This is a genomic window from Salinicola sp. RZ23 (genome assembly GCF_003206675.1).
GTDB lineage: Bacteria > Pseudomonadota > Gammaproteobacteria > Pseudomonadales > Halomonadaceae > Salinicola > Salinicola endophyticus.
Genome location: NZ_PZJK01000003.1, coordinates 104,369 through 130,132, shown reverse-complemented (window position 1 = coordinate 130,132; position 25,764 = coordinate 104,369). Strand labels below are relative to the sequence as shown.

Here is a 25,764-nt window from a genome sequence, read left to right as displayed (position 1 = left end):
CCTTGGCAAGGGCTCGCGGCAAAAAAGTTGACCGAGCGGTCCGCCCCCGCCCCCAGAAACGCATAACGCCCGCACAGGGCGGGCGTTACCGGGAAACGACGGCGCGATCAGCCGAGGGTGACGCGGGCGTAGCGCTTCTTGCCGGCCTGAATGACGTAGCACTTGCCGGTCGCCAGCATGGTGCTCGGGTTGACCACCTCGCCATCGACCTTCACCCGGCCGTTCTTGAGCATGTCCTTGGCCTGGGCACTGTTGGTGGCCAGGTCAGCGCGATTGAGCACCGCGGCGATCGGGGCTTCGGCCGCCCCGTCGAAGCTCACCTCGACCTCGGGCAGGTCGTCGGGCAGCTCGCCCTCCGCCAGCTGATTGCCCGCAGAGCGGTGGGCGTTGGCCGCCGCCTCGTCGCCGTGGTAGCGGGCGATCAGCTCACGCGCCAGGGTCATCTTGATGTCGCGCGGGTTGGCGCCCTGCTCGATGTCGCGGCGAATCGCCTCGATCTCATCGTTGGACTTCAGTGACAGCAGCTCGAAGTAGCGCCACATCAGGCTGTCCGGCATCGACACCAGCTTGTTGAACATCACCCCGGGGGCATCGTCCACGCCGACATAGTTGTTGAGCGACTTGGACATCTTGTTGACGCCGTCCAGCCCTTCGAGCAGCGGCATGGTGATGACCACCTGCGGCTCGCGCCCGAAGTGCTTCTGGATCTCACGCCCCATCAGCAGGTTGAACTTCTGGTCGGTACCGCCGAGCTCGACGTCCGCCTCGAGGGCGACCGAGTCGTAGCCCTGGACCAGGGGATAGAGGAACTCGTGGATCGAGATCGACTGCCCCGCGCGGTAGCGCTTCTCGAAGTCGTCGCGCTCGAGCATGCGCGCCACGGTGCTCTGGGCGGCAAGTTCGATCATGTCCGCTGCCGACATCTCACCGAACCACTCGGCATTGAAGCGCACTTCGGTCTTGGCCGGATCGAGGATCTTGAATACCTGCTCACGATAGGTCTGGGCATTGGCCTTGACCTCCTCTTCGGTGAGCGGCTTGCGGGTGACGTTCTTGCCGGTGGGATCGCCGATTCGCCCGGTGAAGTCCCCGATGAGGAAGATCACCTCGTGGCCCAGGTCCTGGAACTGGCGCATCTTGGTCAGCAGCACGCTGTGCCCCAGGTGCAGATCGGGTGCCGTGGGGTCGAACCCGGCCTTGATACGCAGCTTGCGGCCCGACTCGAGCTTCTTGACCAGCTCCTCCTCGACCAGGATTTCCTGCGTGCCTCGCTTGATCAGTGCCAGCGCCTCGGCGACCTCGGTCATCGTATCCGTCTCCACTCCAAACGCTATCGGTCTTGAAAGGCGGCAATAGTAGCATGACTGCCGGGCGCCGTTGAGCCGCACCCGGTGGCGCGTCAGTCGTCGTCGGCCAGGGTGAAACGGCCCTTATCCGTCTCGCCGCCACCCTCGCCCGACTCGCCATACTTGATCAGCATGCGCAGGTCGTTGGCGGAGTCGGCGTGCGAGAGCGCGACACTCTCGTCGATCAGCCCCTGTCGATAGAGGGCATACAGCGACTGGTCGAAGGTCTGCATGCCCAGCTCCCGCGAACGCCGGATCAGCGGCTTGAGTTCGCTGATATCGCCGCGCCGGATCAGCTCGCTGATCAGCGGCGACTGCAGCATCACTTCGGTGGCCAGACAGCGCCCCTCACCATCCCGACGCGGCAGCAACTGCTGCGCCACCACCGCACGCAGGTTGAGAGAGAGATCCATCCATACCTGGTCGTGGCGCGTGGGCGGGAACAGATTGAGAATCCGCTCCACCGCCTGGTCGGCGTTGTTGGCATGGAGCGTGGCGAGACACAGATGCCCGGTTTCGGCAAAGGCGAGCGCCAGCTCCATGGTATCGCGGCTGCGGATCTCTCCGATCACGATCACGTCCGGCGCCTGGCGCAGCGCATTCTTCAGCCCGACCTCGTAAGACTCGGTATCGATGCCCACTTCGCGCTGATTGATGATCCCGCGCTGATGCGGATGCATGTACTCGATCGGGTCTTCGATGCAGATGATGTGTCCGCCGCTGGTGCCGTTGCGATGCTGGATCATCGACGCCAAAGTGGTCGACTTGCCGCTGCCGGTTCCCCCGACCACCAGCACCAGACCGCGCCGAATCGTCGGCAGCGTGGCGACTACCTCGGGCAGCCCCAGACTCTCGAGGGCGGGTATGTCATAGGCGATGCGGCGGACCACCATCGCCTGCTGGCTGCGCTGGAAAAAGGCACTGACCCGGAAACGTCCCTTGCCACTCAGGCTGAGCGCGAAGTTGGCCTCGCGCTCGCGCTCGAACGCCTCGCGGCTCCCCTGCGGCAGGGTCGTCGCGACCAGTTCACGCACCTGTTCAGGGCGCAGCGGCACATCGCCGAGCGCGACCAGCTTGCCGTCGAGCTTGAGACAGGGCGGTGCACCGGTGGAAATCAGCAGGTCGGAGGCCTGCTTGGCGATCATGATATCGAGAAGTTGTTCAAACCATTGATGCGGCGTCATGACGAGTCCTGAACAAAAAAACGGCTGCGACAGATCTGGAGCCCGTCGCGCTCGGCCCGCTCATCGGGCAGCGGTGTCGATGGCCTCCGGCACTAGCTCTCGAATCCCGCACGGGACTTGGCCTGTGCCTCCTGACGCGATACCACACCATCGGCGATCAGTCGGGCGAGCGCCGCATCCAGGGTCTGCATGCCCAGATTGCCGCCGGTCTGGATCGCCGAGTACATTTGCGCCACCTTACCCTCGCGGATCAGATTGCGGATCGCCGAGTTGCCGAGAAGGATCTCGTGTGCCGCGACACGTCCGCCGCCCTCGCCGGCGCGCTTGAGCAGCGACTGCGAAATCACGCCCTGCAAAGACTCCGACAGCATCGAACGCACCATCCCCTTCTCGTCACCCGGGAAGACATCGATGATACGGTCGATGGTCTTGGCCGCCGACGTGGTATGCAGGGTGGCGAAGACCAGATGCCCGGTCTCGGCAGCGGTCAGTGCCAGGCGGACCGTCTCCAGATCGCGCAGCTCCCCCACCAGGATCACGTCCGGGTCCTCGCGCAGGGCGGAGCGCAGCGCCGGCGCGAAGCCCTTGGTGTCACGATGTACCTCGCGCTGGTTGATCAGACAGCGCTTGCTCTGGTGGACGAACTCGATCGGGTCCTCGATGGTGAGGATATGCTCCTGGCGGTGGCTGTTGATGTAGTCGATCATCGCTGCCAGCGTGGTGCTCTTGCCTGAGCCGGTAGGGCCGGTCACCAGCACCAGGCCGCGGGGGAGCATCGCCAGGCGCCGGAATACATCGCCCAGATCGAGCTCTTCGAGGGAACGCACCAGGCTGGGAATGATGCGGAACACCGCGCCGGCACCGCGCCCCTGGGTGAAGACATTGACCCGGAAACGGGCGACCCCGTTCACCTCGAACGAGAAATCGGTTTCCAGATCGGCTTCGAAGTCGCGCCGCTGGCGATCATTCATCACATCATAGATAAGCCGCCGGACCTGGCTGTCGTCGAGTGCCGGCACATTGAGACGCCGCATGTCGCCATCGACACGAATCATCGGCGGCAGACCCGCCGAGAGGTGCAGGTCCGAGGCGTCTTGCTTTGCCGAAAACGCCAGCAGTTCGGTAATATCCATGGGCTTTTATACGATCCCCTGCATAAGGTCGCTGTCTAGTATGCCAGAAGCGTCGGTGCCCCAGTCCCTTCACGCGGCCAACCAGCGCCTGCAGAACGCTCTGCAGGCCGCAGGACGCCCCGCGCAGGCGGCCCGCATACTGGCCGTCAGCAAGACCAAGCCTGCCGCCATGCTGCGTCAGGCATATGACGCCGGTCAACGCGCGTTCGGCGAGAACTATCTGCAGGAAGCGCTGGAGAAGCAGGCCCAGCTGGCCGCTCTCGACGACATCGAGTGGCATTTCATCGGCGCCCTGCAGTCGAACAAGACCCGTGACGTCGCCGAGCACTTCGCCTGGGTCCACAGCGTCGAGCGTGAGAAGATCGCGCGCCGGCTGTCGGACCAGCGTCCGCCGACGCTCGCGCCGCTCAATGTCTGCCTGCAGCTCAATGTTAGCGGCGAGGCGAGCAAGGCCGGTGTCGACGCCGAGGCGCTGCCGGTCCTGGCCGAGGCGCTGCTGGGACTGCCCAACCTGCGCCTGCGCGGCTTGATGGCGCTGCCGGCACCGAGCGACGACCCGGCCCGCCAGCGTGAGGCCTTCCGGGCCGTACGTGTCGCCTTCGAGGGGCTGCGCACGCGCTTCCCCGAGGCGCCGCTGGACACCCTGTCGATGGGCATGAGCGGTGACCTCGAGGCCGCCGTGGCCGAGGGCGCCACGCTGGTACGCCTGGGCACCGCGATCTTCGGCAGCCGCCCGCCCGTCGGTGCCCGGCCTTGAGGCCACACTTTTCTTCGCTGCGATACAGGATTTCGTCATGACCGACTCATCCCAGGCCAGCCGTATCACCTTCATCGGTGCCGGCAACATGGCCAGCGCCATCTTCGGCGGCATGCTCGACAGCGGCTATCCGGCCGCCGCCATCACTGCCACCTCGCGCAGCCAGGAGCGACTCGACGCCATCGCCGCGCGGTATCCCGTCAACACCACCCGCGACAACCTCGCAGCAGTGGCCGAGGCCGACGTGGTAGTGCTCGCGGTCAAGCCACAGATGATGCGCGAGCTGTGTCTGTCGCTGCGCGAGGCGGTGCAGGCGCGCCGCCCGCTGATCATGTCGGTGGCCGCCGGGCTCGAAGCGGCCACGCTGGAGCAGTGGCTGGGCGGCGAGCTGCCCGTGATACGCTGCATGCCCAATACCCCGTCACTGGTCGGCGCTGGCGCCAGCGGTCTCTATGCCAATGCCCGCGTCGACGCCGCACAGCGCAGCCTGGCGAGCGAACTGCTGGGCGCGGTGGGACTGGTCGAGTGGGTCGAGGAGGAGGCGCAGATCGATGCCGTGACCGCCGTCGCCGGCAGCGGTCCGGCTTACTGTTTCCTGTTCATGGAGTCGCTGGAGGCCGCCGGCATCGCGCTGGGGCTGGCGCCGGAGAGCGCCCGTCGGCTGGCGCTGCAGACGGTCTACGGTGCGGCCAAGATGGCGCGGGAGAGCGAGTTCGAACCGGCCGAGCTGCGCCGCCGCGTCACCTCGCCCAACGGCACCACCGAGCGCGCCATCCAGAGCTTCCAGGATGCCGAGCTCGCGCGCATCGTGGCCGAAGCCGCCGAGGCCGCCGCAGAGCGCGCCCGCGAGCTGTCACGTGAACTGAGCCAGAACTGAAGTTGCCGAATCACTAGGAGATCATTCGATGGGCAGTCATCTTGGAAGCGCCGGTCTGATGCTGGTCAACAGCCTCGTCAGCATCTACCTCTTCGTCCTCATGCTGCGCTTCTTGCTGCAGTTCTCGCAGGCGGACTACTACAACCCCATGAGCCAGGGGATCGTCAAAGCGACCCAGCCGGTGGTGGCGCCGCTGCAGAAGATCCTGCGCCCGTTCGGCCGCATCGACATCGCCACCCTGTTCGCCGGCTTCTTGCTCAAGGCGATCGTGATCATCGCCATCTTCCAGTTCGCCGGCTTCGGCATGCCCCCGCTGCAGGGCATTCTGCTCGCCGCCATCGCCGGGGTGCTCAATGCCATTCTGAAGATCTACTTCTTCGCCCTGATCATCATGATCATCCTGAGCTGGGTGGCGCCCCGCGCGAGCCATCCCGGCGCGCTGCTGGTGATGCAGATCGTCGAGCCGATCATGGCGCCGGTGCGCCGGGTCATCCCGCCCTTGGGCATGATCGACCTGTCGCCGATCGTGGTCTTCATCGCCATCAACCTGCTCGACAGCCTGGTGGTCGGTGCGCTGGCCCGCGCCGCCGGCCTGCCGGGCGCCCTGGTCGGATTCTGAACGCCACCACCGCCCCCGGGTCGCACGCCGTACCCGGGGGCGGTCGTCTGCCCTGCTGATTCTGGAGACCTCCGCGTTTCATGTCCGCTTCCTTCCCGCCCGACTCGGTCGGCCTGGTCACGCCCCAGACCGCGACCTTCGACACGCCGCTGCCGCTCGCCTGCGGCAAGACGCTGGAGCGCTTCGAGCTGGTCTACGAGACCTACGGCACGCTCAACGCCGAGCGCAGCAACGCCGTGCTCGTCTGCCATGCGCTCTCCGGTCACCACCATGCCGCCGGCTACCACGCCGCGGATGAGCGCAAGCCGGGCTGGTGGGACGCCTATATCGGCCCCGGCAAGGTGATCGACACCGAGCGCTTCTTCGTCGTTTCGCTCAACAACCTGGGCGGCTGCCACGGTAGCACCGGCCCGGGCAGTCTCAATCCGCAGACCGGCCGGCTGTGGGGGCCGACCTTCCCGGTGCTCACGGTGGCCGATTGGGTGCATAGCCAGGCGCGCCTGGCCGACCACCTCGGCATCTCCCGCTTCGCTGCAGTGGTCGGCGGCAGTCTCGGTGGCATGCAGGCGCTGCAGTGGACGATCGCCTATCCCGAGCGGGTCGCCAATGCGGTGGTGATCGCCGCCACGCCTCGCCTCTCGGCCCAGAACATCGCCTTCAACGAGGTCGCCCGCCAGGCGATCCGTTCCGATCCCGACTTCTTCGACGGCTGGTACGCCGAGCGCGAAGCGATCCCCAAGCTGGGGCTGAAGCTAGCGCGCATGATCGGCCACATCACCTACCTCTCGGAGCACTCGATGGGCTCGCGCTTCGGCCGCGACCTGCGCAGCGATCAGCTCAACTTCGGCTACGACGTCGAGTTCCAGGTCGAGTCCTACCTGCGCCACCAAGGCGACACCTTCTCGACCCGCTTCGACGCCAACACCTATCTGCTGATGACCAAGGCGCTGGACTACTTCGACCCCGCCGGCCAACACGACGGCGATCTCGCCGCGGCGCTGGCTCCGGTCGCCTGCCCTTATCTGGTGATCAGCTTCACCACCGACTGGCGCTTCGCCCCGGCGCGCTCGCGCGAGCTGGTCGACGCCCTGCTGCGCGCGGGCAAGGCGGTGAGCTACGTCAACGTCGATTCGCCCCACGGGCACGACGCCTTCCTGCTGCCCAACGACCACTACGAAGCGGTGTTCGGCAGCTTCATGCAGCGGGTCCATGCCGACATTCGCGGGGAGGGCCACTGATGCGCGCCGATCTCGAACTGATCTACGACTGGGTGCCCGCCGGCGCCCGCATTCTCGACCTCGGCTGCGGCGACGGCACCCTGCTGGACACCCTCGGCCAGCGCAAGGGCGTCACCGGCTACGGGCTGGAGATCGACCCGGCGGGGCTCGCCGCCTGCCTGCGCCGCGGGGTCAACGTGATCGAGCAGAATCTCGACGACGGCCTCGGCAACTTCGACGACGACGCCTTCGACGTGGTGGTGATGACCCAGGCGCTGCAGGCCCTGCGGCGCCCGGACAGCATGCTGGTCGAGATGCTGCGGGTGGCCCCGGAGTGCATCATCGCCTTTCCCAACTTCGCCTTCTGGAAGCACCGCCTGCACCTGAGCCTGCGCGGTCGCATGCCGGTATCGCGCTCGCTGCCCCACGCCTGGTACGACACCCCCAACATCCACCTGTCGACCTTCCGCGACTTCGCCAACCTGTGTCGCGAAAAGGGCGTGCGCATCGCCGACGAAGCGGTGGGCAGCGCCGATCACCAGCCGCACTGGACCTCGCGGCGCTGGCCCAATCTGTTCGGCGAAACGGCAATCTTCCGGGTCTGTCGCGGTCGCTAGCCGGCGCTCAGTCGGCCGCTGGCGCCAGCCGGCGCTCGAGATCCACCGCCAGCCGGCGCGCCAGCCGCATGCCCAGCGGCCGGCCCTCGGCCTGGCGCAGCTCGCAGCCATAGGCCAGCACCTCGACCCCCTGCGTAGCCACCTCGCGTAGCCGTGCGGCGTAGGCAGGGTCGAGATGCGCCGCCGGCGCCACGTCCTGGATGCCGGTATGCGCCACGCAGAACAGCAGCACGCTGCGCTGGCCCGCGGCGGCGAGTGCGGCCAGCGCATCGAGATGGCGCCGACCGCGCTCACTGACCGCATCGGGAAAGTAACCGTGGCCGTCACGCTCCTTCAGTGTGACCTGCTTGACCTCGACGTAGCAGGCGTCGCCGGAGGCCAGGTCGAGGCGGAAATCGAGTCGCGCACCCTCGACCTTGACCTCCGGCGTCAAGCGCGCGAAGTCGGCCAGGGGCGCCACGCGTCCGGCCCGCAGTGCCGCCGCCACCAGCGCATTGGTCCGCCCAGTGTGTACCGAGACCCAGTCGATCCCGCCCTGGCCGTCCGGCAGCTCGATCAGCTCCCAGGTCCAGGCCAGCTTGCGCGCCGGATTGGTACTCGGCGACAGCCACACCCGGCAGCCGGGCACATTCACCGCGCGCATCGAACCGGTATTGGGGCAGTGCGCCACCACCTCGCGGCCGTCATCGAGCTGCACATCGGCCAGAAAGCGCTTGTAGCGGCGCAGCAGCGTGCCGGGCACCAGTTCGATCCGGGGCTGAGTCTCGAGCTGGCTCATCCGCGCCCCCGGCGGGTCAGAAAGCGCTCGAGACGCGCGACCGCCTCCTCCAGCCGCGCCACACCGGTGGTGAAGGCGATCCGCACATGATGGGCCCCACCGCGTACGGCAAAATCGGTGCCCGGGGTGATCGCCACGTTCTCCTCGTCGAGCAGTGCGCGGCAGAACGCCTCGCTGTCATCGGTGTGGGCGGAGACGTCGAGCCACACATAGAACGCGCCCTGGGGCGGCTGCGCCGGCGCCAGGCCCAACCGAGCCAGCCCCGCGAGCAGCGCATCGCGGCGCACCTGCAGCTCGGCGCGACGCGCTTCCAGCTGGTCCAGGCAGGCCGGCGAGAAGGCCGCCAGCGCGGCGTGCTGGGAGAGCGTCGGCGGCGCCAGGAAGACGTTCTGGGCCAGCCGCGACAGCGGCTCCAGCGCGGCCTCGGGGGCCACCAGCCAGCCCAGCCGCCAGCCGGTCATACCGAAGAACTTGGAGAAGCTGTTGACCACGAACGCCTCCGGCGCCACGCTCACCGCGGAAACCGGATCGACCCCGTAGCACAGCCCCTGATAGATCTCGTCGACCAGCAGCGCCCCGTCACGGGCCGCCACCGCCTGCGCCACTGCCGACAGCTGCGACGCCGACAGCATGTGGCCGGTAGGATTGGAGGGGGTGGCCAGCATCGCCAGCCGCGTGCTGGGCTGCCAGTGCTCGGCGAGCAGTGCGGCATCGAGCTGCCAGCCGCTCTCCGGCCCCACGGGCACACAGTCCACCGCGGCCTCGGCCAGCGCCATGAAGTGACGATTGCAGGGATAGGTGGGATCGGCCATCAGTACCCGGTCACCGCGCTGCACCAGCAACTGACTCGCCAGCAGCAGCGCCCCGGAAGCGCCGGGGGTGACGATCACCCGACGCGGATCGAGTGCCACCCCGTGGCAGCGCTGGTAGTGCGCGGCGATCGCCTCGCGCAGCGCCGGCAGTCCGCACGCCGGGGTGTAGCGGGTATGCCCCGCCGCCAGCGCCTGCTGGCCCGCCGCGACCACCGCCGCCGGGGAGGGAAAGTCGGGCTCACCGATCTCCAGATGAATGACATCGTGGCCGGCAGCCTCACGGGCCTGGGCCGCTTCCAGCAGGCGCATGACGCGAAACGGCGCCACCGCCGCCAGGCGATCGCTCCATGACATCTTCTATCGACTCCTCTCGCCGGGGCCCTCGCCGGGCCGGACGCCGACAGCGGCGGCCGACACCACACATCGCCCCATGGGATGGGACCACCGCAGCGCCCGGCGACATACCGGTCGCAGCGTCGCGGCAGCCGAAAATAAAGCGTGGCTTTGGTTGCAATGCAGCAACTTTTTCGCTAAACAAGCATGGCTTCGGGCGGCGGCTGATGCTGCCCATGGTCGATTCTCGGCCGAATCACACGCGTCACGACACTTGTGTAACGAGGCAGCCCCATGCCAGTAGCAGAAAAGAAAACGGAAGCGCCCAAGGCATTCACCCCGTACCAGCCGGCACCGGGTGAAGAGTACATGAACGAAAAGCAGCTTGCGCACTTCCGTGAGATCCTGCTGGGCTGGAAACAGGATCTTATGGAAGAGGTCGATCGCACGGTGCGCCACCTGCAGGAAGAGGCGAACAACTTCGCCGATCCCGCTGACCGGGCGACGCAGGAAGAGGGCTTCAGCCTCGAGCTGAGAACGCGTGACCGCGAGCGCAAACTGCTCAAGAAGATCAACGAAACGATCGACAAGATCGACGAAGACGATTACGGCTTCTGTGAAGCGTGTGGCGTCGAGATCGGCATCCGCCGCCTCGAGGCACGCCCCACCGCCACCCTGTGCGTCGACTGCAAGACGCTGGCGGAGCTGAAAGAGAAGCAGCTCGGCGGCTGATCGCGCCAGATAGCCCGGCGATCCACGGATCCCCTGGGCCAGCAGCAGACGGGCACCGGCGGGTGCCCGTTTTGTTTTCCCGTACCGCTTGTTCTTCCTGTCACGCTTGCTTTTCCGTTCCACGATGGAGAGACGATGCCCTACGTCGGTCGTTTCGCCCCCACGCCCTCCGGCCCGCTGCACCTGGGGTCGCTGGTCGCCGCCCTGGGCAGCTGGCTCGACGCGCGTGCTGCCGGTGGGCGCTGGCTGCTGCGCATCGAAGACATCGACCCGCCGCGCTGCCCGCCCCAGGCCGCAGCGACCATTCAGCGCCAGTTGGAGGCCTTCGGTCTCACCTGGGACGGCGAAGTGTGGTTTCAGCACCAGCGCGACGACGCCTACCAGACCGCGCTCGAGCACCTGGCCACTACCGGCCGGGTCTATCCCTGCGGCTGCTCGCGCAAGGAGTGGCAGCATCTCGGCCACTACCCCGGCTGGTGCCGCGAGGGCCCGCGCCATCCCGAGCGCCCCCAGGCGTGGCGCCTGCGTACCGACCTCGGCCCCCATCCGGTGACATGGCAGGACCGGCTGTTCGGGACCCAGCGGCTCGACCCGACCACCCAGGGCGACGTGGTGGTCAAGCGCAAGGATGGCCTGTGGGCCTATCAGCTGGCGGTGGTGGTCGACGACGCCGCCCAAGGCATCACCGACGTGGTGCGCGGCTATGACCTGCTCGACAACACGCCGTGGCAGCGCCAGCTGCAGCAGGCGCTGAACTACCCCGAGCCGCGTTACCTGCACCTGCCGCTGATTCGTGGCGATGACGGGCAGAAACTCTCCAAGCAGAACCTGGCGCCGCCGCTGCCCCTGGACGATGCGGCCGCACGCCCGCTGCTCTACCAGGCGCTCGCGCTGCTCGACCAGCAGCCCCCCTTGGCCCTGCGTCAGGCGCCGGTCGCCAACCAGCTGGCATGGGCGGTGGATGCATGGTCCCCGCAGGCGCTGACACCCCGCGCCTACCGCGATCCGGCCTGAGCGCACGCGGCACGCACGTCTACCCCATTCGGCTGACGACCATGGTCTAAGCGCAATTTGTGTCGTTTTGCGTCACCCTTGTCGCCATTGCAGGAGGGGTTCTGCACCAATAACAAGCATCGGCGGCTTTCTCTGCCCCGTTTTGAATCACCCCCTCGAGCATACGGGCCGACAAAATCAAGAGCTGGCCTCGAAGAAAAAGCCAACCCTTTGATCAAAAAGAAAAAACCAGGGGATGGCACGCTCAGTGCACTCACATTGGACAAGAAGAACAATCGACACACACCGGTCGCACACAACAACAAGATCAACGACCGGTAGACAGAACTGACGCCAACAACAACAACTCAGGCGTCGACTCGAACGACTCGCTGCCGCCGGACCGACAACAACGACAACGGTCTCCAGGCAACCAGAGGGATAACAACGACAACGCCCTCGAGTCAGGAATGCAATCAGGACGCGACGTTCTTCGGTAGGCCGGGCAACAACAACAACGCGCCCCGTAAATCGAAGACTTCCCGAAACAACAACAACACTCGGGAAAAGGCATTGCCTGTCGTGGTTGGATTATTGTTTTGAATACGAGGTGGTCGCCACCTTTGGTTTCACGACGACACGCGTCAGTGGCGCGCTAGTCAGGCGACTGTGTTGCGTATTCAAGGCGATGCGCCATCACGAACAAAAAGAAGCGGCATGGACGTTGCAGAAAAAGCTTAAGAGGGGAGGCCGATGGCCTCCCCTTTTTGCTGTGCGCCTGTTTCACCGTAGGCCGATCAGCGCGCCAGTGAAGGCTTGCACACCGCCGCCTGGCAGCCCCCTCCGGGCGCTCCGCCCTGGCGTCATCAGCCCCCCACAACCCGCCCTCGATAATCCGCCATACGGAGACGCAGCTGGACAGACGGCCAGGGCTTCGCTATGCAAGCATCCGGGGCTCCGCTACACTGGGGCTTTGCTATCTTGCGAGTCGACTTCGCCGCATGTTCAAAGGATTTTCCCGCTTTCTACAACGTCCCGGTGAACGTTTGAAGAGTCTCTTCGGCCCCGAGTCCGCCCGCGCCGATGCCGCCGAACCGGTCCTGCAGCAGATCGTGCTCCCACGCGACGAGCACAGCGTATCGCGCAAGAATCTGAGCGAAAACGCCCTCAAGGTGCTCTACCGGCTCAATGGCGCCGGCTACGACGCCTATCTGGTGGGCGGCTGCATCCGTGACTCTCTGCTCGGCCGGCAGCCCAAGGATTTCGACGTGGCCACCAGCGCCACCCCCGACGAGGTGCGCCAGCTGTTTCGTAATTCGCGCATCATCGGCCGGCGCTTCCGCATCGTCCATGTGCGCTTCGGCCGCGAGATCATCGAGGTCACCACCTTCCGCGGCAGCCATGGCGACGGTGACGACGGCAATGTCAGCCAGCAGTCCGACCAAGGGCTGCTGCTGCGCGACAATGTCTGGGGCAGCGTGGAGGAGGACGCCATCCGCCGCGACTTCACCGTCAACGCCCTCTACTACAGCGTCAGCGATTTCAGCATCTACGACTGGACCGGCGGTATCGCCGATCTCGATCTCCGCCTGCTGCGTCTGATCGGCGACCCCGAGACACGCTACCGCGAGGACCCGGTACGCATGCTGCGTGCCGCACGCTTCGCCGCCAAGCTCGATTTCGAGATCGAAGCCGGCACCGAGGCACCGATCCGCGAACTCGCCCCGCTGCTGCTGCAGATTCCGCCGGCACGCCTGTTCGAGGAGGTGCTCAAGCTGTTTCTCTCCGGACATGCGGTGCAGAGCTTCCGCTGCCTGCGCGAACTCGGCCTCTACGCCATGCTGTTCCCGGAGAGCGACGAGGCGTTGGCGGAACTGCCCTGGGCAGAGTCCCTGGTCGAGCAGGCGCTGGCCAACACCGACGCCCGCCTGGCCGAGGATCGTCCGGTCACCCCGGCCTTCCTCTTCGCCGCGCTGCTGTGGCCATGCGTGGTGCAGCGCACCGCCCAGGTGGCCCACGAGCAGGAGCTGCCCGATGTTCCCGCCCAGCAGGCAGCGGCACAGCAGGTCATCAGCCGTCAGCTCAAGCACACCTCGATTCCCAAGCGTTTCAGCATCCCCATGCGTGAGATCTGGGATCTCCAGCAGCACCTGCCGCGCCGGCGCGGGCGCAAGGTGTTCCAGACGCTGGAGCATCCGCGCTTCCGCGCCGCCTATGACTTCCTGCTGCTGCGCGAGCAGGCCGGCGAGCTAACGCCGGAGCTGGGCGAGTGGTGGACCGAGTTCCAGCACGCCGACGAGAGCCGTCAGCACGAGCTGATGCAACAGGTCGATGGCGGCCATCCGGCCTCTACCAACGGCAAGCCCAAGCGCCGCCGTCAGCGCAAGCGCCGCCGTCCGAGCAACCGTGCCGCGCCGCCGACCCTGGATGAGTGAGTCCGTCGGCGCACTGGCCTATATCGGCCTCGGCAGCAATCTGGAAGCGCCCCGCGCGCAACTCGAGCGTGCTCTCGAGGCGTTGGCGGTGCTGCCGCTGAGCAACCTGGTGGCACGCTCCTCGCTCTACGCGAGCGCGCCTGTGGGGCCCCAGGACCAGCCGGATTTCGTCAATGCGGTGGTCGCGCTGCGTACCCGCCTGTCGCCGCTGGCGCTGCTCGACCAACTGCAGGCGCTGGAGCAGCGCCACCGCCGTGTTCGCCTGCGCCACTGGGGGCCACGCACGCTGGACCTCGACCTGCTGAGCTACGCCGATCTGACCCTGGAGACGCCGCGTCTGACGCTGCCGCACCCGCAGCGACTGGCACGGCGTTTCGTGCTCGAACCGCTGGCCGAGATCGATCCCACACTGGTGCTGGATGGCACCCCGGTGGGCGAGCGCGCCGCCGCCCTGGCTCATCAGCCGCTGCACCGCCTGTCCCCGTGAACACTGCTACACCGGCCTGCCCCCTGACAACCGGGCGCGTCACCCCCAGCCGGTACGCAGCGGGGTTCGCGGCCAGCGCCTAACGTCGTGTTGCGTCCCCCCCACAACGCTTTACACTCGGCCCCGCGCCAAAGGTACCCAGCGTTCGTTAGCTGCGAGAGAACCGTGATGAAGCCCGTTACCCTGAATACGCTGAGCAACCTCAAGACGCAAGGCGATACCTTCAGCTGTCTGACCGCCTACGATGCCACCTTCGCCCGCTGCGCCGACGAGGCCGGCATCGAGGTGCTGCTGGTGGGCGACTCCCTCGGCATGGTGCTGCAGGGCCACGCCAGCACGCTGCCGGTCACCCTCGATGACCTCTGCTACCACACCCGCTGCGTGGCCCGCGCCAAGCGTCACAGCCTGCTGATGGTCGACCTGCCGTTCATGAGCAACGTCGACACCGCGCAGCTGCTGCGCGACGCCGGCACCCTGATGCGCGCCGGCGCCGAGCTGATCAAGATCGAGGGCGAGGCGTGGATGGCCGATGGGGTCAATGAACTCCATCGCCGCGGCGTACCGGTGTGCGCCCATCTCGGCCTGACCCCGCAGAGCGTGCACCGTTTCGGCGGCTTCAAGGTTCAGGGCCGCGAGCGCGATCAGGCCCAGCGCATCATCCACGATGCCCAGTGCCTGGTCGACGCCGGCGCGGCGGTGATCCTGCTGGAGTGCGTGCCGGCGGAGCTGGGCAAGGCGGTACGCGACGCTGTCGCCGCCCCGGTGATCGGCATTGGCGCCGGGGCCGAGGTCGACGGCCAGATTCTGGTGATGCACGACGTGCTGGGACTCAACAGCGGCTACGTGCCGCGCTTCGTCAAGAACTTCCTGAGTGGCCGTGACAGTATCCCCGATGCCTTCCGCGCCTATCACGAGGCGGTGAAGGCGCGCACCTTCCCGGCCGAGGAGCACACCTTCTGATGCACACCCTGCACGCCGTTGCGCCGCTGCGCGAATGGCTCGCCGGCGAGCGCCGCGGCGGCCAGCGTATCGCTCTGGTACCGACCATGGGCAACCTGCATGCGGGCCATCTGGCACTGGTCGACCGCGCCCGCGAACTGGCCGATGTGGTCGTGGCGACGCTGTTCGTCAATCCCCTGCAGTTCGGCCCGGGCGAGGATTTCGCACGCTATCCGCGCACCCTGGCGGCCGACAGCGAGCAGCTGGCGCGACACGGCTGCGATCTGCTGTTCGCGCCCAGCGTGGAGACCCTCTATCCACAGGGGCTCGAGGGCCTGACCCAGGTGCGGGTGCCCGGGGTCTCGGAAGGTCTCTGCGGCGGCAGCCGCCCCGGCCATTTCGACGGCGTCGCCACCGTGGTCTCGCTGCTGTTCCATCTGATCCAGCCGGATGTCGCCTGTTTCGGCGAGAAGGATTTCCAGCAGCTGGCGGTGATTCGCAAGCTGGTGGCCGATCTGCACTTTCCGATCCAGGTCGAGGGCGTCGCCACAGCGCGCGCCGACGATGGCCTGGCACTCTCCTCGCGCAACGGCTATCTCTCCGCCGAGGAGCGCCAGCGCGCCAGCGCGCTCTACCGCACCCTGCACGAGTGCGCCGCCGCGCTGAACCAGGGCGCCGCGGTCGACATCAGCCTGGACCGGGCGCGCCAGGCGCTCGCGGACGCGGATCTGCAGTTGGACTATCTGGAACTGCGTGACCCCAGCCTGGCACCGCTGACACCCGGGGCAGCCGGGCCGGCGCGTCTGCTCGGTGCCGTCTATCTGGGCCCTACGCGGCTGATCGACAATATCGCGGTCACCCTGCCGGGGCCGGCACATGCCTGAACGCCACTGGCGTGCGGCGCTACCGGGCGATCTGCGCGTGATCGCCGCTTGGGTCGACTCGCCCCAGGCGCTCGAACGCTGGGCCGGCCCCGGCCTCTCCTGGCCACCGGACGCCGCCACGCTGTGGCGCGAGTTCGGTGGCGGCGCCACGCCCGCTTTCACCCTGCGCGAGGGCGAGCACCCCGTTGCCTTCGGCCAGCTCGTGCCCAAGGCCAGCGACCACTGGCATCTGGCTCGACTCATCGTCGCACCAGACCACCGCGGCCAGGGGCTGGGGCGCAGCCTGTGCCAACATCTGCTGGCGCAGGCCCGGCGGCGCCAGGCCCGCTGCGTCACGCTCAACGTGTTCCACGACAACCTCGCGGCACTCACCCTCTATCAGACGCTGGGCTTCGTCACTCGGGGCACGGCGGACGCCCGCGGCATACAGCCGATGTGGCTGCCGCGGTTTGCCGATTCCGGCCACACCACGGACAATGAGTGCCCGCAAGACGGCTGAGCGCCGCCTGCCGACTCGACGATCATGGTCAGAGACATCCAATGAACCAACTGAGACCGGACCCGTTCTCACCCTATCAGTTCTATTCGGCGCAGCAGTGGGCGGCCTTTCGCGCCGACACGCCGCTGACGCTCGCCTCCGAAGAGGTTCAGCGGCTGCGCTCGCTCAACGACCCGATCGATCTCGATGAGGTACGACGCATCTATCTGTCGTTGTCGCGGCTGCTCTCCTCCTACGTCGAAGCCAGCCAGCAGCTCTACGCCCAACGCAAGCGCTTCCTCGACATCGACTATACCCAGAAGACACCGTTCATCATCGGCCTGGCCGGGTCGGTCGCGGTGGGCAAGTCGACCACCGCGCGTATCCTCAAGGAGCTGCTGGCGCGCTGGCCGTCGAGCCCCAAGGTCGATCTGGTCACCACCGACGGCTTCCTCTATCCCAACTCGGTGCTCAAGGACAAGGCACTGATGACCCGCAAGGGCTTCCCGGAGAGCTACGACATCGGCGCCCTGCTGCGCTTTCTCTCCTGGATCAAGGCGGGCGTGCGCAACGTTCAGGCGCCGCTCTACTCGCACCTCACCTACGACGTGCGTGAGCGCGAATTCCAGACCGTCGACTGCCCCGACATCCTGATCGTCGAGGGCATCAACGTGCTGCAGGTGCGCGATCTGCCCGAAGACGGCAAGATGGTGCCGTTCGTCTCCGACTTCTTCGACTTCTCGATCTACATCGATGCCGAAGAGCAGCATATCCACGACTGGTATCTGGAGCGCTTCAAGCTGCTGCGCCAGACCGCCTTCCAGAACCCCGACTCCTTCTTCCACCGCTATGCCCAGATCGGCGAGGCCGAGGCGCTGGAGATCGCCGAGGGGCTGTGGCGCGACATCAACCGCCGCAACCTGCGCGAGAACATCCTGCCGACCCGCCCGCGGGCCGATCTGATCCTGCGCAAGGGGCGCGACCATCTGGTCGAACAGGTGGCACTGCGCAAGGTGTGACGCGCACGCCAGACTCGCCTGCTCTGCAAAGTTGCCGCACAGAGGTTGTCCAGACATAGCGTTTTGTCAGCCTGTGTGACGGCGGCGAACTTTCGCCGCTGTTTCCCCTCCGATAGCTGTCAACTTTGGTCGCAGACAGGAAGGCGGGATGCTGGTTTCGGTACAGGCGCTGCGCGCCCTGGCGGCGTGGATCGTCGTCTTTCACCACTTCATGCAGGTGTTCTTCGGCTTCCAGGCCGATAACTGGGTCGAGTATCTGCTCTCCACCCGCGGCCAGGTGGGGGTGGACATCTTCTTCGTCATCAGCGGCTTCGTGATCACCGTCTCGACCCGCGGCAAGCGGCTTTCGATGCCCCAGTTCCTGCTCCAGCGCTGCGCCCGAATCGTGCCCGCCTACTGGCTGTATACCGCGATCACCGCCCTGGTGATCGTATTCACCAGCGACGTCATGCCGGAGTACGGCTTCAGTGTCATCGGGCTGATCAAGTCGCTGCTGTTCATCCCGGCCGAGAACCCGGCCGGCTACGGCTACTACCCGATCCTGCCGGTGGGCTGGACGCTCAACTTCGAGATGCTGTTCTACCTGGTATTCGCCGCTTCGCTGCTGCTGGCGCGGCCGTGGCGGCTGTGGGGGCTGGTGATCGCGATCGTGGCGATCAATACGCTATTCGCCCGACAACCTTTCATCAGCAGTTTCTATAGCGATCCGATCATCTTCGAGTTCCTGCTCGGGGTCGGCATCGGCGTCTACTACGCCCGCCACGGGCTGCCCACCGGGCGGGTATGGCCGCTGCTGCTGATCGGGCTCAGCGTGGCGACGCTCCTCTCCTTCGACGACCCCGCCGGCACCCTGCGCTTCTTCGCCTGGGGCCTGCCCAGCGCCCTGCTGGTGATCGCCTGTATCGCGCTGGAGCCGCATATCGGCGACAACCGGGTGTTCAAGCGCATGGGCGACTGGTCCTACTCGACCTACCTGCTCCACGTCATCGTGCTGTGGTGCGGCAACTACCTGCTCACCCAGCGCCTCGGGCTCGGCCCCTATCTCACCCTGGCGATCTGCCTGCCGCTCATCGCCCTGCTCTCCTGGATCAGCTTCGAGCTGGTGGAGAAGCGCCTGTCGCGACGGATCAAGCGCTGGCTGCCGCCACCCCGTGCCACTGCCGCTAGCGCCTGAGCTCGCAGGGTGCCCGCCAGGGAGGCAGGGCACAAAACATCGTCGGGAACGATTTTAGACGCCAAAGGCGGCCCGTAGGGTGCCCGCCAGGGATGGCCGGGCACAAAAACGCCCGGCCCGCACGAGGCGGACCGGGCGTGGTCGAGCGAGCAGCGGGCGCCGGTGCGGCGCCCGTAGACTTACTCGGTGACGACGAGGGACGCCTCGAAGGCGGCCTGCTCTTCCGGGGTGATCTCCTTGATCGACAGCTTCACGCGGTTGCGGTTGTCGATATCGAGCACCTTGACCGTCACTTCCTGGCCTTCGCTCAGGTAGTCCTTCACGTCGTTGACGCGCTCCGGCACGATCTGCGAGATGTGCACCAGGCCGTCGGTACCCGGCATGAAGTTGACGAAAGCGCCGAAGTCGGCCAGACGCACCACCTTGCCGCGGTAGAGCTTGCCGATCTCGGCTTCGGCGGTGATGGCCTCGACACTGTCGATGGCACGCTTGGCCGCGGCGCGGTCTTCGGCGTAGATACGCACGGTACCGTCGTCGTCGATGTCGATGGAGGCGCCGGTCTCTTCGCAGATACCGCGAATGGTGGCGCCGCCCTTGCCGATGACGTCACGGATCTTGTCCGGATCGATCTTGATCGTCTGCATCGCCGGGGCGTAGTCGGAGACTTCGTTGCGGCTCTCGGCGATGACCGCGTTCATCTTGTCGAGGATCTCGATACGCGCCTGATGCGCCTGGGAGAGCGCGGTCTCCATGATCTCTTCGTTGATGCCCTCGATCTTGATGTCCATCTGCAGTGCGGTCACGCCCTGGGCGGAACCGGCCACCTTGAAGTCCATGTCGCCGAGGTGATCTTCGTCGCCCAGGATGTCGGTGAGCACGGCGAAACCGTCATCGTCCTTGACCAGCCCCATGGCGATACCCGCGACCGGCGCCTTGATCGGCACGCCAGCGTCCATCAGCGCCAGCGAGGTGCCGCAGACGGAAGCCATCGAGCTGGAGCCGTTGGACTCGGTGATCTCCGAGACCACGCGGATGGTATACGGGAAGTCCTCTTCGCTGGGCAGCATCGCCTGCACGCCACGGCGTGCCAGTCGGCCGTGACCGATCTCGCGGCGCTTGGGGCCACCCATGAAGCCGGCTTCGCCGACGCTGTAGGGGGGGAAGTTGTAGTGCAGCAGGAAGCGATCCTTGCGCTCCCCTTCCAGCGACTCGATCAGCTGGGCGTCACGCAGCGTGCCCAGGGTGGCGATGACCACGGCCTGGGTCTCGCCGCGGGTGAACAGCGCCGAGCCGTGGGTACGCGGCAGCACGCCGACCTTGACGTCGAGCGGACGCACGGTCTTGTGATCACGGCCATCGATGCGCGGCTCGCCGGCGATGACGCGACGCCGCACGGTGTGCTTCTCGAGGCTGGCCAGGGCACCGCTCACCTCGTCGGCGCTGAACTGCGGGCTGTCGCCAGCGGCGAACTGGGCCAGCGCATCGCTGCGGATCGCGGCCAGGGCATCCTGACGCGCCATCTTGTCGGTGATGCGATAAGCCTCGCCGATCTTGGCTTCGAAGGCGCCGGCGATGGCGCTCTTGAGGGCGGCGTTGTCGGCCGCCGGCTGCCAGTCCCACTTGGGCTTGCCGGCTTCCTGGGCGAATGCCTTGATCGCGTCCACCGCGACCTGCATCTCCTGATGGGCATAGAGCACGCCGCCGAGCATCTCGTCTTCGCTCAGCTCCTTGGCCTCGGACTCGACCATCAGTACCGCCTTGTCGGTACCGGCCACGACCATGTTGAGCTCGGTGGTGGCGAGCTCATCCACCTTGGGATTGAGGAAGTAGCCACGCGACTCGGTGAAACCGACACGGGCGGCGCCGATCGGGCCGTTGAACGGCAGCCCGGAGATCGCCAGAGCGGCCGAGGTGCCGAGCATCGCAGCGATGTCCGGGTCCTGGTTACGGTCGGCGGAGAGTACGGTACAGATGACCTGGACTTCGTTCATGAAGCCTTTGGGAAACAGCGGGCGGATCGGACGATCGATCAGACGCGAGGTCAGCGTCTCTTTCTCGGTGGGGCGCCCTTCACGCTTGAAGAAGCCGCCGGGGATCTTGCCGACCGAGTAAGTCTTCTCCTGGTAGTGCACGGAGAGCGGGAAAAAGTCCTGGCCAGGCTTGAGATCCTTGCGGCCGACGACGGTACACAGCACCACGGTATCATCCATGGTGACCAGCACGGCGCCGGTAGCTTGACGGGCGACGCGCCCGGTTTCGAGAGTGACGGTGCTGGCACCGTACTGGAAGGTGGTTTCGACCGGATTCACGGGTATTCCTTCAACTTGTCGGATTCATGTGGGTCTTTTGACTCGGCGACCATTCTAGGCGTTCGCGCTGGCGAGAGCTACCGACGTCGCCTGCGTGACACACGCTGCGGGCACAGGCTCAGGAGCGCGAAAAGGGGCAGAAGCAGAGGCCGAAGAGGTGAGCCAGGGGGCGGGGCAAAGCGGCGACAAAGACAGGCGAGTGGGCATAAAAAAACAGGCAATCCCGAACGGGATTGCCTGTCTCGAGCACGCGCTGCCGGCAAGCGTGCCGGCAGACGGTATCAGCGACGCAGACCGAGTTTCTTGATCAGCGACTGATAGCGGTCGAAGTCCTTGCCCTTGAGGTAGTCCAGCAGCTTGCGGCGCTGGTTGACCATGCGGATCAGACCACGACGGGAGTGGTGATCCTGCTTGTGATCCTTGAAGTGGCTCTGCAGGCCATCGATGTTGGCGCTCAGCAGGGCAACCTGCACTTCCGGGGAACCGGTGTCGTTTTCACCCTGGCCGAACTCTTTGACGATTTCGGCTTTCTTCTCGGCAGTCAGTGCCATGAAACACTCTCCTAAGCAATATGCTTGAGTGATGAATGTCGGAGACCACGCATATTTGCAGTCTCCCGATGATCGCCGGAGCGAACTCCAGCGTGTGGCGTCGAGCCAGGGCTCGCCGCCGTTGCCACCCTGGTGTCGGGACTCAGCCCGATGCCAGAGCCGCGGTATCGACCAGGCGCTTGGGCGCGATCTCCGTCGCCCCGGTCGCCTCGACCAGCCCCAGAAAGGCGTGGTCGAGATAGAGTCTTGCCGTGGTGCCGGGCGCCAGCGTACCGGCGGCCACCGCAGCGCGCTGCCCGTGAAGCAGGCGATCAGCCGTCTCGGCGGCCACCGCGAGCGGGGGCAGATGGTCGAGCATCGCATCGGCCGGCAACAGCTGTGCCAGCCGGGCGTCGTCGTCCATCCCCTCGAGCGCCTCGAGCGTCACCCGCCGCGCGCTGTCGAAAGGCCCCGTCTGCAGCCGCTCCAGCGCCGTGATATGCGCGCCGAAACCGGCTTCGCGGCCGATATCTTCGGCCAGCGTGCGGATATAGGTACCCTTGCTACAGCGCACCTCGAGCCAGAAGCCATCGGGCTCCCAGCCGAGCGGCCGAATATCATACACCGTCACGCGGCGCGGCGCACGTGCCACCGTCTTGCCTTCCCGCGCCAGCTCGTAGAGCTTGCGCCCCTGATGCTTGAGCGCGGAGTACATCGGCGGCACCTGCTCGATCTCGCCACGAAAGCGCGCGAGCAGCGCCTCGATGGCGTCGTGGTCCAGCCGCTCGGGGAGCGCCTGACGTGCGATCACTTCCCCCTCGGCATCGCCGGTGTCGGTGATCTCACCCAGCTTGACCCGGGTACGGTAGACCTTGTCGGCCTCCAGCAGGTGCGCGGAGAACTTGGTCGCCTCTCCGAGGCAGACCGGCAGCAGCCCGGTCGCCATGGGGTCCAGCGTACCGGTGTGCCCCGCCTTGCGCGCCTGATAGAGACGTCGGACCCGCTGCAGCGCGTGGTTGCTGGACATGCCCTGGGGCTTGTCCAGCAGCAGCACGCCATCGATCGGCAGGCCCTTGCGACGCCTGGCCATCAGCGCGGCTCTCCATCACCCCGCTGCGGCGCTCCATCACCCCGCTGCGACGCGTTATCGTCGGACGATGCGTCGTCAGCCGCGTCTTGGCGCTGATCGCTGGCCACCGCCTCATCGATCAGCGCCGAGAGGTGATGGCCCCGCAGCACGCTTTCGTCGTAGTGAAAGCGCAGCTCCGGCACGTGACGCAGCTTGATGCGACGCGCGATCTGCGAGCGCAGGAAGCCGGCCGCACGCTTGAGCACGCCCAGGTTCTCGCGCACCCGCTCGGCGTCGTTCTCGCCCAGCAGGGTGACGAAGACATCGGCGTAACCGAGATCCCGGCTGACCTTCACCGAACTGACGGTGACCATGCCCAGCCGCGGATCCTTGATCTCGCGCTGGATCAGCACGGCCAGCTCCTGCTGGAGCTGGTCGGCGACCCGGTCGGTTCGTTTGAATTCGCGCATCGTTAGCTCCGTGGCCCCGGGGGCCAGGCCCCCGGGTATCGCCGCTTACAGCGACCGTTCGACCTTGACCTGATCGAAGACCTCGATCTTGTCGCCGACCTGAACGTCGTTGTAGTTCTTGACGCCGATACCGCACTCCATGCCGTTACGCACTTCGTTGACGTCATCCTTGAAGCGACGCAGGGACTCCAGATCGCCTTCGTAGATGACCACGTTGTCGCGCAGGACACGGATCTTCTTGTTGCGGTGGACGGTGCCCTCGATGACCATACAGCCAGCGATCGCGCCGATCTTCGGCGCCTTGAACACATCGCGCACTTCGGCGATACCGACGATCTCTTCCTTCCACTCCGGTGCCAGCATGCCACTCATGGCCTGCTTGACCTCGTCGATGAGCTGGTAGATGACGCTGTAGTAGCGCAGATCCAGCCCTTCACGCTCGACGATCTCCCGGGCGGAGGCATCGGCACGCACGTTGAAGCCGACCAGAATCGCCTCGCTGGCGAGCGCCAGGTTGGCATCGGTGCCGGTGATGCCACCAACCCCGGAGGAGACCACGGCGACCTGGACTTCGTCGGTGGAGAGCTCTTCCAGAGCGCCACGGATCGCTTCCAGCGAGCCCTGGACGTCGGCCTTGAGCACGACGTTGACCTTGGCCACCTCGTCCTGGCCCATCTGGCTGAACATGTTCTCCAGCTTGGCCTTCTGCTGCCGCGCCAGACGCACTTCGCGGTATTTGCCCTGACGGAAGTTGGCGATTTCACGCGCCTTCTTCTCGTCGGCCAGCACCATGAAGTCCTCGCCGGCTTCCGGCGTACCGTCGAGACCCTGGATCTCCACCGGCATCGACGGACCCACCGACTCGACCTGCTGGCCGAGTTCGTTGGTCAGCGCACGCACGCGGCCGTAGTGCAGGCCAGCGAGCACGATGTCACCGCGGCTCAGGGTACCGTTCTGAACCAGCACGGTGGCGACCGGACCGCGGCCACGGTCGAGCCGCGACTCGACCACCACACCCTTGCCGGGCGCTTCGGGAACGGCCTTGAGCTCGAGCACTTCGGAGACCAGCAACACGGACTCGAGCAACTGGTCGATGCCATCACCGGTCTTGGCCGAGACGGGCACGAACTGGGTGTCGCCGCCCCACTCTTCCGAGATCACGCCGTGCTGGGAGAGCTCGTTGCGGATGCGATCGAGATCGGCACCCTCTTTGTCGATCTTGTTGATCGCCACCACCAGCGGCACACCGGCCGCCTTGGCGTGTTCGACCGCTTCGATCGTCTGCGGCATCACGCCGTCGTCGGCAGCCACCACCAGGATGACCACGTCGGTCGCCTGGGCACCACGGGCACGCATGGCGGTAAAGGCCGCGTGTCCGGGGGTGTCGAGGAAGGTCACGCCGCCGTGCTCGCCTTCGACGTGGTAGGCGCCGATGTGCTGGGTGATCCCGCCGGCTTCACCGGTCGCCACCTTGGTACGACGGATGAAGTCGAGCAGCGAGGTCTTGCCGTGGTCGACGTGACCCATCACCGTCACGACCGGCGAGCGGGTAATCTCATCGCCCTCGTAGGAGATGTTCTCGAGCACTTCGGTCTCGAGCGCATCTTCCTTGACCAGACGCGGCTTGTGGCCCATCTCTTCGACCACGATCGCAGCCGTGTCCTGGTCGATGGTCTGGTTGATGGTCACCGCCGCGCCCATGCTGAACATGGCCTTGATCACTTCGTTGGCCTTGATCGACATCTTGTCGGCGAGTTCGGCCACACTGATCGACTCGGGGATCGCCACTTCACGCACGATCGGCTGGGTCGGCTTCTGGAAACCGTGCTGGTTGTCACCACGCCCACGGCGGGTACCACGACGCTCGGCACGCTTGACCTTCTTGCCACCACGACGCCGCTCACCGCGATCGTCGTCGTCATCACGACGGCCACGCCGGGTGCTGTCGCGCTCCTTCTCCTTCTTGGGATGCGCGCGACGGTTTTCGGTACGCTGCTCCTTGGGCGGCGGCTCGACGAACGGCTGGCTGTTGGAGACCGGCTCCACGTCCTCGACCTGCGGCTCTTGGGGAATATCATCCCCCGGGGCGGCGGGGGCCGGCGACGGCGCGGCTGCCTTGTTGGAGCTCTCCTGGCCTGCGCTCTCGGCGGCGGCGGCTGCCTTCGCGGCCGCTTCGGCGTGCGCCTGCTGCTCGGCCTGCTGCGCCTGATGATCGGCCATGTCGCCGACCAGCTGACGCGGACCGGACTCCTCGACCGGCGCCTCTTCGGTCGGCTCGGCGTCGCGCTTGACGTAGGTGCGCTTCTTGCGCACCTGAACCTCGATGGTCTTGCCGCGCTCGCCCGAACGAATCTTGCTGCGGGTATTGCGCGTCAGCGTGATCCGATTGCGCGGACCCCGACCCCCACCATGACTCTTGGTCAGGTGGTCGAGCAGGCGCTGCTTGTCTTCTTCGGATACGGCGTCACTCTCCTGCTTGTGCGGGAGGCCTGCATCCTTCATCTGTTCTAGCAAGCGGGAGACATCGCGTCCCACCTTGCCGGCAAACTCTTTTACGGTCATGTCTGACATT

At 66.3% G+C, this 25,764-nt stretch carries 24 protein-coding genes; 14 read left to right on the top strand and 10 right to left on the bottom strand.

Going from position 1 to position 25,764, the window contains the following annotated elements; genetic code table 11:
- Positions 1 to 107 precede the first annotated feature (107 nt).
- From tyrS to DOM67_RS02825, 3 genes are all read right to left on the bottom strand, one after another.
- Positions 108 to 1,307, bottom strand: coding sequence for a tyrosine--tRNA ligase (gene tyrS, locus DOM67_RS02835; protein WP_110674156.1), 1,200 nt, complete (start codon positions 1,305 to 1,307; stop codon positions 108 to 110).
- A 92-nt stretch (positions 1,308 to 1,399) separates the two neighbouring features.
- Entirely contained in the window at positions 1,400 to 2,530 is a 1,131-nt protein-coding gene (locus DOM67_RS02830; protein ID WP_110674155.1) for a PilT/PilU family type 4a pilus ATPase, read from the bottom strand.
- A gap of 92 nt (positions 2,531 to 2,622) precedes the next feature.
- A complete protein-coding gene (locus DOM67_RS02825) occupies positions 2,623 to 3,663 on the bottom strand; it encodes a type IV pilus twitching motility protein PilT (protein ID WP_110674154.1) in 1,041 nt (346 codons plus the stop codon).
- Positions 3,664 to 3,703: 40 nt separating this feature from the next.
- Here DOM67_RS02825 and DOM67_RS02820 point away from each other — a divergent pair, with 40 nt between their 5' ends.
- From DOM67_RS02820 to metW, 5 genes are all read left to right on the top strand, one after another.
- Complete coding sequence (locus tag DOM67_RS02820; protein WP_110674153.1) at positions 3,704 to 4,420, top strand: YggS family pyridoxal phosphate-dependent enzyme; 717 nt, start codon at positions 3,704 to 3,706, stop codon at positions 4,418 to 4,420.
- Between the two features lie 37 nt (positions 4,421 to 4,457).
- Positions 4,458 to 5,297, top strand: coding sequence for a pyrroline-5-carboxylate reductase (gene proC, locus DOM67_RS02815; RefSeq protein ID WP_110674152.1), 840 nt, complete (start codon positions 4,458 to 4,460; stop codon positions 5,295 to 5,297).
- A gap of 28 nt (positions 5,298 to 5,325) precedes the next feature.
- On the top strand, positions 5,326 to 5,916 hold the full coding sequence (locus DOM67_RS02810; RefSeq protein WP_110674151.1) for a YggT family protein: 591 nt from the start codon (positions 5,326 to 5,328) through the stop codon (positions 5,914 to 5,916).
- A gap of 80 nt (positions 5,917 to 5,996) precedes the next feature.
- Entirely contained in the window at positions 5,997 to 7,154 is a 1,158-nt protein-coding gene (locus tag DOM67_RS02805; protein WP_110674150.1) for a homoserine O-acetyltransferase, read from the top strand.
- A complete protein-coding gene (gene metW, locus DOM67_RS02800; RefSeq protein ID WP_035476190.1) occupies positions 7,154 to 7,750 on the top strand; it encodes a methionine biosynthesis protein MetW in 597 nt (198 codons plus the stop codon). Before DOM67_RS02805 ends, metW begins: the two co-directional genes overlap by 1 nt.
- Before the next feature lie 7 nt (positions 7,751 to 7,757).
- Here the strand turns inward: metW and sfsA are convergent, their stop codons facing one another.
- Together sfsA and DOM67_RS02790 are read right to left on the bottom strand one after the other, a co-directional pair.
- The gene (gene sfsA / locus DOM67_RS02795; RefSeq protein ID WP_110674149.1) at positions 7,758 to 8,528 is read right to left on the bottom strand and encodes a DNA/RNA nuclease SfsA; all 771 of its coding nucleotides are present in this window, start codon (positions 8,526 to 8,528) and stop codon (positions 7,758 to 7,760) included.
- Positions 8,525 to 9,694, bottom strand: coding sequence for an aminotransferase class I/II-fold pyridoxal phosphate-dependent enzyme (locus tag DOM67_RS02790; RefSeq protein ID WP_110674148.1), 1,170 nt, complete (start codon positions 9,692 to 9,694; stop codon positions 8,525 to 8,527). The genes sfsA and DOM67_RS02790 overlap by 4 nt, the downstream gene beginning before the upstream one ends.
- 273 nt (positions 9,695 to 9,967) lie before the next feature.
- Between DOM67_RS02790 and dksA the strand changes: the two genes are divergently transcribed.
- The 9 genes from dksA to DOM67_RS02745 all read left to right on the top strand — a co-directional run bounded on the left by dksA (position 9,968) and on the right by DOM67_RS02745 (position 18,814).
- Positions 9,968 to 10,405, top strand: coding sequence for an RNA polymerase-binding protein DksA (dksA, locus tag DOM67_RS02785; RefSeq protein ID WP_035476187.1), 438 nt, complete (start codon positions 9,968 to 9,970; stop codon positions 10,403 to 10,405).
- A 135-nt stretch (positions 10,406 to 10,540) separates the two neighbouring features.
- Positions 10,541 to 11,419 carry a tRNA glutamyl-Q(34) synthetase GluQRS gene (gluQRS, locus tag DOM67_RS02780; protein WP_110674147.1) on the top strand — a complete coding sequence of 293 codons (879 nt, stop codon included), beginning with the start codon at positions 10,541 to 10,543 and terminating at the stop codon, positions 11,417 to 11,419.
- Between the two features lie 980 nt (positions 11,420 to 12,399).
- Positions 12,400 to 13,833 carry a polynucleotide adenylyltransferase PcnB gene (gene pcnB / locus DOM67_RS02775; protein WP_110674146.1) on the top strand — a complete coding sequence of 478 codons (1,434 nt, stop codon included), beginning with the start codon at positions 12,400 to 12,402 and terminating at the stop codon, positions 13,831 to 13,833.
- Positions 13,826 to 14,320: a 2-amino-4-hydroxy-6-hydroxymethyldihydropteridine diphosphokinase gene (gene folK, locus DOM67_RS02770; protein ID WP_110674145.1), complete on the top strand. Its 495-nt coding sequence runs from the start codon at positions 13,826 to 13,828 to the stop codon at positions 14,318 to 14,320. The genes pcnB and folK overlap by 8 nt, the downstream gene beginning before the upstream one ends.
- A gap of 168 nt (positions 14,321 to 14,488) precedes the next feature.
- Positions 14,489 to 15,280 (top strand): 3-methyl-2-oxobutanoate hydroxymethyltransferase, encoded by a 792-nt coding sequence (gene panB, locus DOM67_RS02765; protein WP_110674144.1) that lies wholly within the window; start codon positions 14,489 to 14,491, stop codon positions 15,278 to 15,280.
- Positions 15,280 to 16,143, top strand: a complete 864-nt coding sequence (gene panC, locus DOM67_RS02760; RefSeq protein ID WP_110674143.1) for a pantoate--beta-alanine ligase — start codon at positions 15,280 to 15,282, stop codon at positions 16,141 to 16,143. Before panB ends, panC begins: the two co-directional genes overlap by 1 nt.
- Complete coding sequence (locus DOM67_RS02755; protein ID WP_110674142.1) at positions 16,136 to 16,642, top strand: GNAT family N-acetyltransferase; 507 nt, start codon at positions 16,136 to 16,138, stop codon at positions 16,640 to 16,642. Before panC ends, DOM67_RS02755 begins: the two co-directional genes overlap by 8 nt.
- Before the next feature lie 41 nt (positions 16,643 to 16,683).
- Positions 16,684 to 17,640 carry a type I pantothenate kinase gene (gene coaA, locus DOM67_RS02750; protein ID WP_110674141.1) on the top strand — a complete coding sequence of 319 codons (957 nt, stop codon included), beginning with the start codon at positions 16,684 to 16,686 and terminating at the stop codon, positions 17,638 to 17,640.
- A gap of 148 nt (positions 17,641 to 17,788) precedes the next feature.
- The gene (locus DOM67_RS02745; RefSeq protein ID WP_110674140.1) at positions 17,789 to 18,814 is read left to right on the top strand and encodes an acyltransferase; all 1,026 of its coding nucleotides are present in this window, start codon (positions 17,789 to 17,791) and stop codon (positions 18,812 to 18,814) included.
- Between the two features lie 179 nt (positions 18,815 to 18,993).
- Here the strand turns inward: DOM67_RS02745 and pnp are convergent, their stop codons facing one another.
- From pnp to infB, 5 genes are all read right to left on the bottom strand, one after another.
- Entirely contained in the window at positions 18,994 to 21,123 is a 2,130-nt protein-coding gene (pnp, locus tag DOM67_RS02740) for a polyribonucleotide nucleotidyltransferase (protein WP_110674139.1), read from the bottom strand.
- A 281-nt stretch (positions 21,124 to 21,404) separates the two neighbouring features.
- Positions 21,405 to 21,674, bottom strand: a complete 270-nt coding sequence (gene rpsO / locus DOM67_RS02735) for a 30S ribosomal protein S15 (protein WP_035476178.1) — start codon at positions 21,672 to 21,674, stop codon at positions 21,405 to 21,407.
- Positions 21,675 to 21,816: 142 nt separating this feature from the next.
- Entirely contained in the window at positions 21,817 to 22,743 is a 927-nt protein-coding gene (gene truB / locus DOM67_RS02730) for a tRNA pseudouridine(55) synthase TruB (protein ID WP_110674138.1), read from the bottom strand.
- Positions 22,743 to 23,192: a 30S ribosome-binding factor RbfA gene (gene rbfA, locus DOM67_RS02725; protein ID WP_110674137.1), complete on the bottom strand. Its 450-nt coding sequence runs from the start codon at positions 23,190 to 23,192 to the stop codon at positions 22,743 to 22,745. Before rbfA ends, truB begins: the two co-directional genes overlap by 1 nt.
- A gap of 45 nt (positions 23,193 to 23,237) precedes the next feature.
- Complete coding sequence (infB, locus tag DOM67_RS02720; protein WP_110674136.1) at positions 23,238 to 25,763, bottom strand: translation initiation factor IF-2; 2,526 nt, start codon at positions 25,761 to 25,763, stop codon at positions 23,238 to 23,240.
- Between the last annotated feature and the right edge of the window lies 1 nt (position 25,764).